This is a genomic window from Geodermatophilus bullaregiensis, from assembly GCF_016907675.1.
Classification (GTDB): domain Bacteria; phylum Actinomycetota; class Actinomycetes; order Mycobacteriales; family Geodermatophilaceae; genus Geodermatophilus; species Geodermatophilus bullaregiensis.
The window spans coordinates 4,422,883-4,434,115 of sequence record NZ_JAFBCJ010000001.1 but is presented as its reverse complement, the minus strand read 5'-3'; the positions used below and the strand labels follow the sequence as shown (position 1 = coordinate 4,434,115).

General features: G+C 76.8%; 15 protein-coding genes. 9 read left to right on the top strand and 6 right to left on the bottom strand.

What is annotated here, in order from left to right:
* Positions 1–21 precede the first annotated feature (21 nt).
* The 3 genes from JOD57_RS21320 to JOD57_RS27100 are packed head-to-tail and all read right to left on the bottom strand — an operon-like array spanning position 22 to position 2,227.
* Positions 22–348: a TraR/DksA family transcriptional regulator gene (locus tag JOD57_RS21320; RefSeq protein WP_204693846.1), complete on the bottom strand. Its 327-nt coding sequence runs from the start codon at positions 346–348 to the stop codon at positions 22–24.
* Positions 345–962 carry a class I SAM-dependent methyltransferase gene (locus tag JOD57_RS21315; protein ID WP_204693845.1) on the bottom strand — a complete coding sequence of 206 codons (618 nt, stop codon included), beginning with the start codon at positions 960–962 and terminating at the stop codon, positions 345–347. The genes JOD57_RS21320 and JOD57_RS21315 overlap by 4 nt, the downstream gene beginning before the upstream one ends.
* The gene (locus tag JOD57_RS27100; protein WP_307824840.1) at positions 959–2,227 is read right to left on the bottom strand and encodes a YibE/F family protein; all 1,269 of its coding nucleotides are present in this window, start codon (positions 2,225–2,227) and stop codon (positions 959–961) included. Before JOD57_RS27100 ends, JOD57_RS21315 begins: the two co-directional genes overlap by 4 nt.
* A gap of 326 nt (positions 2,228–2,553) precedes the next feature.
* Here JOD57_RS27100 and JOD57_RS21305 point away from each other — a divergent pair, with 326 nt between their 5' ends.
* Positions 2,554–2,997 carry a hypothetical protein gene (locus JOD57_RS21305; RefSeq protein WP_204693844.1) on the top strand — a complete coding sequence of 148 codons (444 nt, stop codon included), beginning with the start codon at positions 2,554–2,556 and terminating at the stop codon, positions 2,995–2,997.
* Here the strand turns inward: JOD57_RS21305 and JOD57_RS21300 are convergent.
* On the bottom strand, positions 2,994–3,488 hold the full coding sequence (locus JOD57_RS21300) for an STAS domain-containing protein (protein ID WP_239568711.1): 495 nt from the start codon (positions 3,486–3,488) through the stop codon (positions 2,994–2,996). The genes JOD57_RS21305 and JOD57_RS21300 overlap by 4 nt on opposite strands.
* Before the next feature lie 130 nt (positions 3,489–3,618).
* Here JOD57_RS21300 and JOD57_RS21295 point away from each other — a divergent pair, with 130 nt between their 5' ends.
* The 8 genes from JOD57_RS21295 to JOD57_RS21260 all read left to right on the top strand — a co-directional run bounded on the left by JOD57_RS21295 (position 3,619) and on the right by JOD57_RS21260 (position 9,869).
* Positions 3,619–4,110 (top strand): Hsp20/alpha crystallin family protein, encoded by a 492-nt coding sequence (locus JOD57_RS21295; RefSeq protein ID WP_204693843.1) that lies wholly within the window; start codon positions 3,619–3,621, stop codon positions 4,108–4,110.
* Positions 4,111–4,235: 125 nt separating this feature from the next.
* Positions 4,236–4,652, top strand: a complete 417-nt coding sequence (locus JOD57_RS21290; RefSeq protein WP_307824839.1) for a MerR family transcriptional regulator — start codon at positions 4,236–4,238, stop codon at positions 4,650–4,652.
* A 33-nt stretch (positions 4,653–4,685) separates the two neighbouring features.
* On the top strand, positions 4,686–4,997 hold the full coding sequence (locus tag JOD57_RS21285; protein WP_307824838.1) for a metal-sensitive transcriptional regulator: 312 nt from the start codon (positions 4,686–4,688) through the stop codon (positions 4,995–4,997).
* A gap of 24 nt (positions 4,998–5,021) precedes the next feature.
* Positions 5,022–5,231, top strand: coding sequence for a heavy-metal-associated domain-containing protein (locus JOD57_RS21280; RefSeq protein ID WP_204693841.1), 210 nt, complete (start codon positions 5,022–5,024; stop codon positions 5,229–5,231).
* A 31-nt stretch (positions 5,232–5,262) separates the two neighbouring features.
* Entirely contained in the window at positions 5,263–6,213 is a 951-nt protein-coding gene (locus JOD57_RS21275; RefSeq protein ID WP_204693840.1) for a DUF8832 domain-containing protein, read from the top strand.
* A 10-nt stretch (positions 6,214–6,223) separates the two neighbouring features.
* Positions 6,224–8,533 carry a heavy metal translocating P-type ATPase gene (locus JOD57_RS21270; RefSeq protein ID WP_307824837.1) on the top strand — a complete coding sequence of 770 codons (2,310 nt, stop codon included), beginning with the start codon at positions 6,224–6,226 and terminating at the stop codon, positions 8,531–8,533.
* Entirely contained in the window at positions 8,530–8,883 is a 354-nt protein-coding gene (locus JOD57_RS21265) for a hypothetical protein (RefSeq protein ID WP_204693839.1), read from the top strand. Before JOD57_RS21270 ends, JOD57_RS21265 begins: the two co-directional genes overlap by 4 nt.
* Before the next feature lie 89 nt (positions 8,884–8,972).
* On the top strand, positions 8,973–9,869 hold the full coding sequence (locus JOD57_RS21260) for an oxidoreductase (protein ID WP_204693838.1): 897 nt from the start codon (positions 8,973–8,975) through the stop codon (positions 9,867–9,869).
* 38 nt (positions 9,870–9,907) lie between these two features.
* Here the strand turns inward: JOD57_RS21260 and JOD57_RS21255 are convergent, their stop codons facing one another.
* Complete coding sequence (locus JOD57_RS21255) at positions 9,908–10,840, bottom strand: M56 family metallopeptidase (RefSeq protein ID WP_204693837.1); 933 nt, start codon at positions 10,838–10,840, stop codon at positions 9,908–9,910.
* A 1-nt stretch (position 10,841) separates the two neighbouring features.
* On the bottom strand, positions 10,842–11,201 hold the full coding sequence (locus JOD57_RS21250; RefSeq protein WP_204693836.1) for a BlaI/MecI/CopY family transcriptional regulator: 360 nt from the start codon (positions 11,199–11,201) through the stop codon (positions 10,842–10,844).
* Positions 11,202–11,233 lie beyond the last annotated feature (32 nt).

Here is an 11,233-nt window from a genome sequence, read left to right as displayed (position 1 = left end):
CGCACACGCCGGACCCCCGTGTCAGGTCGCGCAGGTGATGCAGGTGCGCGCGGCGGGCCGGGCGGCGAGCCGCTCGGGGGCGATGGCGCCGCCGCAGGACTCGCAGATCCCGTAGACGCCCGCCTCGACGGCCCGCACCGCCGCCTCGGCGTCGGCCAGACGGCGGCGCGCGGCGGCCAGCAGCGCCGCCACCTGCTGGCGCTCGAAGGCGATCGTCGCGCCCTCCGGGTCGTGCTCGTCGTCGGCGTTGGAGGCGCGGGAGGCCGCCACGACCTCGTCGAACTCCCGGGTGAGCGCCTCGATCTGGGCGAGCGCGGCGGCCCGCTCCTCCCCCAGCGCATCGGTCACCGGAGGCGCCTCAGCAGGCGCAGCGACCCGGTGCCCGGCAGCTCCTCGAAGTCCCCGGAGGCCAGCACCCGCGTGTAGACGCCGAACGGTGCCTGGCCGCCGTCGGCGGGGTCCGGGAAGACGTCGTGGATGGCCAGCGTCCCGCCGACGGCCAGCTTGGCCACCCAGGCGTCCTGGTCGCGGCGGGCGGACTCCTCCGTGTGGCTGCCGTCGAGGAAGAGCAGCGCCAGCGGGGTCGACCACAGCGGGGCGAGCACCTCCGACCGCGCGACGACGGCGACGACGACGTCCTCGGCGCCGGCCTCGGCGACGGTGCGGCGGAACCGCGGCAGGGTGTCGATCCGGCCGACGGCGGGGTCGACCAGCGACGGGTCGTGGTACTCCCAGCCCGGCTGGTGCTCCTCGGAGCCGCGATGGTGGTCGACGGTGACGACCTGCCGGCCGGTCTCCCTGGCCGCGGCGGCCAGGTAGAGCGCCGACTTCCCCATCCACGTGCCCACCTCGAGCAGCGGCCCGGGCACCGCGACGGTGCGGGCGGCCTCGTACAGGGCGCGGCCCTCGTCGGCGGGCATGAAGCCGGGGGCCGCCTCGGCGGCGGCGAGGAGGTCGCTCACCGGGCGAACCTCGCACGCAGCGCCGAGATCCGCTGCTCGGGGGCCGCCCCGGTCGCCGTCCCCGCCACCGTGGCGAAGAAGGCCCCGACCGCCGTCGTCACCGGCGTCGCGAGGACCAGGGCGATCCCGCCGACCAGCGTGCGGATGACCTCCTCGGCCACCACCGAGCTGGTGAGGGTCGTGCCGGCCGGCCGCGCGTAGACCTCGAAGAGCAGCAGCAGCGGGAGCGCGGCCCCGGCGTAGGCGAAGACGATCGTGTAGACGGTCGAGGCGATGTGGTCGCGGCCCACCGCCATGCCGCGCCGGTAGAGGTCGCGCCAGCCCATCGCCGGGTCCACCTCGTGCAGCTGCCAGATCGCCGAGGCCTGGGTGATGGTGACGTCGTTGAGCACGCCGAGTCCGGCCACCACGCACCCGGCGATCACCAGGCCGGAGAAGTCCAGCGTGGGGTCGAAGGTGAGCAGCTGGGTGGTCTCCTCGCTGGTCAGCCCGGTCAGCCGCGCGACGTCGACGCTCACCGCGCCGAGCACGGTCACCAGCGCCAGGCCGAACAGCGTGCCCACCAGCGCCGTCGTCGTCCGGGCCGAGAAGCCGTGGGCGAGGTACAGGACGACGAACATGATCGCCGCCGAGCCCACCAGGCTGACCAGCGTCGGCGACTCCCCCGCCAGCAGCCCCGGGAGCACGAACTGCAGGAGCACGAAGAAGGCGAACGCCAGCCCGACCAGCGCGGCCAGTCCCCGCAGCCGGGCGACGACCCCGACGACGACGGCGAAGACCACGGCGAGCACGACCATCGGCGTCGTCCGCGCGAAGTCGGAGAACCCGTAGCTCACGCCGCCGTCGGCGCCCGCGACGCGGCTGAGCACGATCGTGTCGCCCTCGGCCACCCCGTTGGCGACGACCTCGGCCTGCAGGTCGACCTGCTGGTAGTCACCGGCGCCCTCCCCCTCGAGCACCTCGACGACGGCGGTGGCACAGGTGGCCTCGCCGCACGGCAGCTCCTGCAGCGAGACGACCCGCGCGTCGGGGTAGGTGGTGCCCGGTGGGACGAAGGTCTGGGCGACCTGCTCGGCGGGCGTCGGCTCGTCGCCGGGCCAGAGCACCACGAGCCCGATGACGGTGGCCAGCCCGACGGGTACCAGCAGCAGGAGCATCAGCCAGACGGCGCGGCGCCGGCGGGCCAGGGCCTCCGGGGTCGGCGGCGGTGCGTCGGGGTCGGGTCCGTGGCCGTGCGGGTGGCCGTGCGAGGGCGTGGCGGGCACCCGGTCAGGCTAGGAGCCCGGCAGGCCGCGACACGCGGGGACACGGCCGTCAGCCCGCTGCGGCGCCGAGGGGCCTTCCGCGCCGCGCTCGGGAGGCGGACCGTGGGCGCCACCCGGGTCCCACGCGCGGAGGGCAGCGGCGATGACGGCATCCCGGACACCGGCGGACCTCGACGTCTACGAGGTCGCCTTCCTCGCCGGCGGTGCGACGCGGAGCGTGGAGACGGCGGTGGTGGCCCTGGTGGAGTCCGGGCGGGTCCGCGTCCGGTCGCCGGGCGAGCTCACCGTCGTGTCGCCGGCCCGCCGGCCCCCCCGTCGAGGCGGCGGTGCTGGACGCGCTCGGGCCGAGGGGGCACCGGTCGGTCGAGACGGTGTGCTGGCGCGCGGCCGACGACCCCCGGCTCCTCGAGCTCGGCCGGCGGCTGACCGACGCCGGGCTGCTCGCCCAGCCGCGGCGGTGGCTTGGGCGGCGCGGCAGCGGCCGACCGGCCCCGACCCCCGCCGGCCGCCGCGTCCTGCGAGCGCTCCGGGAGGCACCGCCGGACGACGCCGTCGCGGCCGGCACCAGCGCGGTGCAGGTGGCGCTCGGCGGTCGCGACCGGGTGCCCGACCGCGACCTGCGCGAGGCCGTCTTCGTGGCCCGGCCGCGGCGGCCGCCGCGGGACCACGGCCTGCACAGCCGCATGGCGGAGCTGGCCCGGCTCCGCCAGAGCGAGTACGAGCGGACGTTCCGGGCCCCGTTGTACGACCCCGAGGAGCGCAACCGCTAGGCGCTGCGCCCGTCGGGGCCGTCCGGACGGCGCGACGGCGCCCCGGACGGCGGGGAGCCGCCGGCGTCGGCCGGTCCGGCGTCGGGGTCGACCACCTCGAAGCGCCGCCACAGGCCGGTCAGCTGCAGGGGCCGGGCGACGGCGGCCGGCGGCTCGACGAGCGCGACGGTGACCGCCCGCGGCTGGGCCATCCGCTGCAGCTGGATGAGCACGGCCATCCCGGCCGAGTTCATGAACGACACCCCGCTCAGCTGGATCTCCAGCCGGCGCAGCGTGGGCACCGAGAGCAGCTGGTCGGTGACCACCCGGACCAGCGGCCGCCGGGCGGCCTCGGTCAGCTCGCCCTCGACGGTGACCACGCTGACGTCGCCGTCGAGCGTCGCGGTGACCCGGGGCGCGTCGCCGGAGGGGTGGGCGTCGTCCCCGGCCGCTCCGCCGGGCGGTGCTTGATGGTCCATGCCCGGGGACTGCCCGCCTGCGGGACGGTCCATGCCTGCCCGGGAACAAAGTGTGCCGCTGGATGTTTGCATTACCGCCCGAGGGAGGTAATCTCCAGTTGCCACTAGAGGATACCCCTCGGGCGCCGAACACACACCGGATCTCCCAGGAGGTTCACCCACCATGCTGACCGCCTACGACCCGTTCGCCGCCACGTCCGCCGCCTTCCGCGCCCTGGACCAGCTCGCCGGTCGCCCCGGCACCGCCCGGGCCCTGTCGGGCATGCCGATGGACGCCTACCGGGTCGGCGACAAGTTCGTCGCGCACTTCGACCTGCCGGGCGTCGACCCGGGCTCGATCGACCTGTCGGTGGAGGGCACGACCCTCACCGTCAGCGCCGAGCGCTCGCTGCCGCAGCTCGAGAACGCCGAGTGGGCCGTCGCCGAGCGCCCCTACGGGGCCTACACCCGGCAGCTGGTCCTGGGCCGCAGCCTCGACACCGACCGGCTCGAGGCCAGCTACCACGACGGCGTGCTCACCGTGAGCATCCCGGTGGCGGAGAAGGCCCGCGCCCGCAAGATCACCGTGACCCGCGCCGACGTGCCGGCCGCGGTGGAGGGCCGGACCATCGAGCACGAGTCCGGCAACACCGGGCAGCAGGCCGTCGAGAAGTGACGACGGTGAGCTGATCGGCGAGCGATCGGCGACCCTGACGCGGGGCCGGGCCAGGGATGGCCCGGCCCCGCGCCGTTCCCGCACCCCCGACGGACACCGGGCGACCGGGCGAGCGAGGAGGACCCGTGGCCAGCGACGGCACCGGCCGGCGACCGGGCACCGGCACGGACACCGACCCCACCTCCGACGCCGCCTCCGACGCCGTCCGCCGGCTCGACGACCCGGACTTCCCGGCGCTGACCATGAGCCAGGCCGCCGCACTGCTCGGCGTCCAGGCCGCCTTCCTGCGCAGCCTCGACGGCTCCGGTGTCCTCCAGCCGCACCGCTCCCCCGGCGGCCACCGCCGCTACTCCCGCCACCAGCTGCTGCTCGCCGCGCGGCTGCGCGGCCTGCTCGACGAGGGCCACACGCTCGCCTCGGCCGAGGTCATCCTCGGGCTCCAGGACGAGCTCGCCGACGCCCGCGCCACCAGCGAGCGGCTGCGCGACACCGTCGACCGGCTGCGCACCCGCCGGGACGACGGCGACACCACGGCCAGATAAACCCCCACGGGGTATGGGTGTAGGATGGGGACCGTGACCGACCACGAGAGCAGTCCCGGCCACGTCCACGGCTACATCCACCGCAAGGACGACCACCTCAAGCGGCTGCGCCGCATCGAGGGCCAGGCCCGCGGACTGCAGCGCATGGTCGAGGACGAGAAGTACTGCATCGACGTCCTCACCCAGGTCTCGGCGATGACCTCGGCCCTGCAGTCGTTCGCGCTCGGCCTGCTCGAGGAGCACCTGTCGCACTGCGTCGCCGAGGCCGTCGCCACCGGCGGCCCGGAGGCCGAGGCGAAGGTCCGCGAGGCCTCGGCCGCGATCGCCCGGCTCGTCCGGTCCTGACCCCACCCCTCCCGGAGGCACCCCATGAGCACCGCCAGCTACACCGTCGTCGGCATGACCTGCGGCCACTGCGTCACCGCGGTGACCGAGGAGGTCAGCGGCCTGCCCGGCGTCACCGACGTCTCCGTCGACCTCGACAGCGGCGGCCTGACCGTCACCAGCCAGGCCCCGGTCGACGACGACGCCGTGCGCGCCGCCGTCGAGGAGGCCGGCTACGAGGTCGCCGGCCGCTGAGCCGGCTCCGCACCGCAGGAGGAGGACACCCGTGCGCACCGCCGCCCGGCTCGGCGCCACCGTCGTGGGCCTGGCCGCCGTCCTCGGCGCCGGCTGGGGCGTCGGCACGCTCGTCGGACCGGTCGGCGCGCCGGCCGCCGCGCAGGAGCACGCCGCCGACGAGGGACACCCCGACCCGTCCCCGGCGGCGACCGCGGACGCCGCCCCGCCCGGCGGCCTCCAGGTCTCCGACCGCGGGTACACCCTCGACCTGGTCGCCGACGAGCTGCCGGCCGGGACGTCCCCGCTGGCCTTCCGCATCCTGGGACCCGACGGGGCGCCGGTCACCGACTACGAGGTCGACCACGACGAGGACCTCCACCTGGTCGCCGTCCGCCGCGACCTCACCGGCTACCAGCACGTGCACCCCGAGCGGGGCGCCGACGGGACCTGGACGACGCCGCTGGAGCTGACCCCCGGCAGCTGGCGGGTGTTCGCCGACACCACGCCGGCCGCGCTCGGCGCCGACCTGACCCTCGGCGCCGACCTGGCCGTCGCCGGCGACCTGCGCCCGCAGCCGCTGCCCGGGCCGTCGCCGACGGCGGAGGTGGACGGCTACACCGTCGTCCTCACCGGCGGGCTGGTGCCGGGGCGCGAGTCCGGGCTGACCTTCAGCGTCAGCCGGGGCGGCGTCCCGGTGACCGACCTGCAGCCCCACCTCGGCGCCTACGGGCACCTGGTCGCGCTCCGGGCCGGCGACCTGGGCTACCTGCACGTGCACCCGGTGGGCGACCCGGCCGACCCCGCCACCGCGCCGGGCCCGCACGTCGAGTTCGCCGCCACCGCCCCCTCGGCCGGCGACTACCGGCTGTTCCTGGACCTCCGGCACGGCGACGTGGTCCGGACCGCCGAGTTCACCGTCCACGCCGGCAGCGGCCCGGCGGCCGACACCCCCGCCGCTGCCGAGCCGGACGCCGCCGGGCACGGCCACGGCGACGACTGAGGAGGACCCCGTGGACGCCACCACCCCCACCGCCGAGATCGAGCTCGCCATCGGCGGCATGACCTGCGCGTCCTGCGCGACCCGGGTCGAGAAGAAGCTCAACAAGATCGACGGCGTCACCGCCACCGTCAACTACGCGACCGAGAACGCGAAGGTCAGCTACGCCGGCGGGGTCACCCCCGAGGACCTCGTCGCCACCGTCGAGCGGACCGGCTACACCGCCCGGCTGCCCGCACGGCCCCGTCCAGAGGCTCACCCCGAGCCTGCGAGGGGTGAGGAGGACGGGGTCCTCCGACTCCGCCACCGCCTGCTGGTCTCCGCCGTCCTCACCGTGCCGGTGGTGCTGCTGGCGATGGTCCCGGCCCTGCAGTTCACCTACTGGCAGTGGCTCTCGCTCACCCTGGCCGCGCCGGTCGTGGTGTGGGGCGGCTGGCCGTTCCACCGTGCCGCCTGGACCAACCTGCGCCACGGCGCGGCCACGATGGACACCCTGGTCTCCCTGGGCACCCTCGCGGCGTTCCTGTGGTCCCTGTACGCCCTCTTCCTCGGCACCGCCGGCGAGCCGGGGATGGTGCACCCGTTCTCCCTCGACCTGACCCGCACCGACGGCAGGGGGGACGTCTACCTCGAGGCCGCCGCCGGCGTGACGACGTTCCTCCTGGCCGGCCGGTTCGCCGAGGCCCGCTCCAAGCGCCGGGCCGGCGCCGCGCTGCGGGCGCTGCTGGAGATGGGCGCCAAGGACGTGACCGTCCTCCGCGGCGGCACCGAGCAGCGCATCCCGGTCGGCCGGCTGTCCGTCGGTGACCTGTTCGTCGTCCGGCCCGGCGAGAAGATCGCCACCGACGGCGAGGTCACCGAGGGGGCCTCGGCGGTGGACACCTCGCTGCTGACCGGCGAGCCGGTGCCGGTGGAGGTCGGTCCCGGCGACGCGGTGGTCGGCGCGACGGTCAACGCCGGTGGCCGGCTGGTCGTCCGGGCCACCCGGATCGGCGCCGAGACACAGCTGGCCCAGATGGCCCGGCTGGTCGAGGAGGCGCAGAACGGCAAGGCGGAGGTGCAGCGGCTGGCCGACCGCGTCTCCGGGGTCTTCGTGCCGGTCGTCCTGGCCCTGGCCGTGGCCACGCTCGGCTTCTGGATCGGCGCCGGGACCGGCCTCGCGGGCGCCTTCCCGGCCGCGGTCGCCGTGCTGATCATCGCCTGCCCGTGCGCGCTGGGGCTGGCCACCCCGACGGCGCTGATGGTCGGCACCGGGCGCGGCGCCCAGCTGGGCATCCTCATCCGCGGCCCGGAGGTGCTGGAGTCCACCCGCGCGGTGGACACCGTGGTGCTCGACAAGACGGGCACCGTCACCACCGGCCGGATGACCCTGCTCGACGTCGTCCCGGCGCCCGGTGAGGACGCCGACCGCGTGCTCCGGCTGGCCGGCGCGCTCGAGCACGCCTCCGAGCACCCGATCGCGCAGGCCGTCGCCCGCGGTGCGGTCGAGCGGACCGGGCTGCTGCCGCCGGTCGAGGGCTTCACCAACGTCGCGGGGCTGGGCGTGCACGGGGTCGTCGAGGGCGCCGCGGTCGTGGCCGGCCGCCGCCGGCTGATGGCCGAGTGGTCCGTGCGGGTCCCCGCGGAGCTGGAGCGGGCCGCCGCCGACGCCGAGGCCTCCGGGCGGACGGCGGTCCTCGTCGGGTGGGACGGCGCGGCCCGCGGGGTGCTGGTGGTCGCCGACGCGGTCAAGGAGGGCTCGGCCGAGGCGGTGCGCCGGCTGCGCGCCCTGGGCCTGCGGCCGGTCCTGCTCACCGGCGACAACGCGGCCGCGGCGCGATCGGTGGCCGCGCAGGTCGGCATCGACGAGGTGATCGCGGAGGTGCTGCCGCAGGACAAGGTCGACGTCGTCCGGCGGCTGCAGGCCGACGGGCACACCGTGGCGATGGTCGGCGACGGGGTCAACGACGCCGCCGCCCTGGCCCAGGCCGACCTCGGGCTGGCCATGGGCACCGGCACCGACGTCGCCATCCAGGCCAGCGACCTGACGCTCGTGCGCGGGGACCTGCGGGTGGCCGTCGACGCCGTCCGGCTGGCCCGCCGCACCCTGGCGGTCATCAAGGGCAACCTGTTCTGGGCGTTCGCCTACAACGTCGCGGCGATCCCGCTGGCCATGGCCGGTCTGCTGAACCCGATGGTCGCCGGCGCGGCGATGGCGTTCAGCTCGGTCTTCGTCGTCACCAACAGCCTGCGGCTGCGCCGGTTCGCGCCGCTGGCGGAGCACGGGGCGACGACGGCGGCGCCGTCGGGCCGCCCGCTGGCGACCGCCGGGAGTGCGCGATGACAGGCCGCACCCTCGGCACCCGGTCGTTGGCCGCTGCCGGCGTGGGCGCCGGCCTGGCGCTGGTGACCCGCCCGCGGCAGGTGGCCGACGCGGTGGCGCCCACCTACCCGTCGAGCCGGCTGTGGGTGGCCCGGCTGCTCGGCGCCCGGCTGCTGGTGCAGCACGCGGCGGTGCTGGCCGCCCCCCGGCCGGCCGTCCTGCGCGCCGCCGCCGCCGTCGACGGGCTGCACGCGGCGAGCATGGTGCCGCTGCTGCGGTCGGCCCGGTACGGCCGGGCGGCCCGGGTCAGCGGCGGCGCCGCCGCGGGAACGGCGCTCGTGGCCCTCGCGCTCGCCTCGGAACGCCGGTGACAGCAGCACGGTCGGACGAGCAGCCGGGTCCGGGAGCAGACGCCGGCCCGACCCGGCACGGGATCGCCCCGGCCCGCGTTGGGCCGGGCATGACCAGTCGCTGGACCACCGCCGACATCCCCGACCAGACCGGCCGCACGGTCGTCGTCACCGGCGCGACGAGCGGGCTGGGCCTGGCCACCGCGCGGGCCCTCGCCGAGGCCGGCGCGCGCGTCGTGCTCGCCGTCCGCGACCCCGGCCGGGGTGCGCGCGCCGCCGCCGGCCTGCCCGGGGAGGTCGAGGTCCGCCGGCTGGACCTCGCCGACCTCTCCTCGGTGCGCGCCTTCGCGCACGCCTGGAGCGGTCCGCTCGACGTCCTCGTGAACAACGCCGGGATCATGATGGTGCCGGCCGGGCGCACCGCCGACGGCTTCGAGCTGCAGCTCGGGACCAACCACCTCGGCCACTTCGCGCTGACCAACCTGCTGCTGCCGCAGGTCACCGACCGGGTGGTGACGCTGTCGTCGACAGCGCACCGGACGGGCCGGATCGACCTCGCCGACCTCAACTGGGAGCGCCGCCGGTACTCCCCCGAGCGCGCCTACGGCCAGTCCAAGCTGGCCAACCTGCTGTTCACCCTCGAGCTGCAGCGCCGGCTGACCGCGGCCGGCTCGCCGGTGCGCGCACTCGCCGCCCACCCGGGCTGGTCGGCGACCAACCTGCAGAGCCGGACCGAGAACCGGGTCAAGGACGCGCTCATGGCCGTGGGCAACCGGGTGGTCGCCCAGCCCGCCGAGCAGGGCGCCCTGCCCACCCTGTTCGCCGCCACCGCCGACCTGCCCGGCGGCAGCTACGCCGGCCCGGACGGGCCGATGGAGGTGCGCGGGTACCCGACGCTGGTCGGGCGCACCGCCGCGGCCAGCGACCTGGAGACCGCGGCCCGGCTCTGGACGGCGTCGGCCGAGCTCACCGGCGTCGACTTCCCCGCGGCCCTGCCCACCCGCTGACGCTCCCCGTCGCGCACCTCCGTGGGAGGGCACACGGCTCAGAGGGCGGGAGCCAGGAGCAGGACGGTCGGGACGAGCAGCAGCAGGCCGGCGCAGGCCAGGGCGGCGGCCCGGGCGGCAGCCGGCAGGGGCGGGGGCGGCGCGAGCAGCCGGACGACGCGCTCGCGCACCGCGGCACCGGCGACGGCGAGCGCGCTGCTGGGCACCTGCCCGCCCCCCGCCGCGCCGGCCGCCGTCACGATCGCCCGCGCGAGCGTGCGCCGCGGCTCGGGGCCCCGCAGCGACCTCAGCGCACGGTCGTCGGCGCGCATCTCCACCAGCTCCCGGACGGCGGCGTGCGCGCGGGCGGCCGCGGGCAGCACCGGCAGCGCCGCCTCCCACGCCACGAACGGCAGCAGGTACAGGTGGTGGTGCTCGGCCAGGTGGGCCCGCTCGTGCGCGACGACGGCGGCCAGCTGGTCGTCGTCGAGCTCGGCCACCATGCCCGAGGACAGCACCAGCAGCGGGCGGGCGCCGGGGATGCAGAACGCCACCGGCGCGGGGTGCTCGAGCAGCCGCGCGTCCGGCGCGGCCGGTGCGGGCCGGACCACCAGCTCGAGCAGCTCCCGGTGCCGGCGGCGGGTGCGGGCGGTGCGCACCCACGACAGCGCGAGGACGCCGAGCAGCTCCGCGGCCAGGACGCCGGCCAGCGTGAGCGCGACCCAGTGGTCACCCCGCACCGCGCCCTCCGACGGGTTCCCGGTCAGCACCGCCCAGCCGGCCTCCGGCAGCGAGTGGCCCCACGGCGCCAGGCCGTGCACGAGCAGCGCGCCGATGATCGACAGCCCGCCGGCCAGGCCGATCGCCTGCCAGCAGACCAGTGCCACGAGCGGGTCGCGCCGCGGCCACCGGGCGCGGCCGAGCAGCGCCGGCACCGGCCAGGCCAGCAGCGCGGCGAGGACCGCGAGCGCCGCGGCGGTCGCGGGCAGCACGTCAGCCGGCGTCCGGCGCCGTCTCGCCGAGCAACTGCCGCAGCAGGCGGGCCTCCTCGGGGTCGACGCCGCCGACGAAGCGGGCCAGCACCGCCTGCCGGTCGCCGGAGCGGCCGAGGACCTCGTGCATCAGCTCGGCCGCGTGCTGCTCGCGGCTGGCCGTCGGGCGGAACCGGCGCGGCCGGGCGTCGTCGTGCGCGACGAAGCCCTTGCCCTCCAGCCGGGAGAGCACGGTGTGCACGGTGGTCAGCGCCAGGCCGCGGTCGGCCAGGGCGTCGCGCAGCTCGGCTGCCGCCACCGCGCCGTCGGCGGCCCACAGGTGGTCCATGACGGCGCGCTCCAGGTCGCCCAGTGACGCCACGGCTCCTCCTCCGGTCGCTTTCTACCCAGCGT

What these genes read in the sequence shown, in the direction of transcription:
- JOD57_RS21300 (WP_239568711.1), bottom strand. Translation starts at nt 3,488, where the DNA reads ATGGACCGTCCCGCAGGCGGGCAGTCCCCGGGCATGGACCATCAAGCA.
- JOD57_RS21295 (WP_204693843.1), top strand. Translation starts at nt 3,619, where the DNA reads ATGCTGACCGCCTACGACCCGTTCGCCGCCACGTCCGCCGCCTTCCGC.
- JOD57_RS21280 (WP_204693841.1), top strand. Translation starts at nt 5,022, where the DNA reads ATGAGCACCGCCAGCTACACCGTCGTCGGCATGACCTGCGGCCACTGC.
- JOD57_RS21265 (WP_204693839.1), top strand. Translation starts at nt 8,530, where the DNA reads ATGACAGGCCGCACCCTCGGCACCCGGTCGTTGGCCGCTGCCGGCGTG.
- JOD57_RS21260 (WP_204693838.1), top strand. Translation starts at nt 8,973, where the DNA reads ATGACCAGTCGCTGGACCACCGCCGACATCCCCGACCAGACCGGCCGC.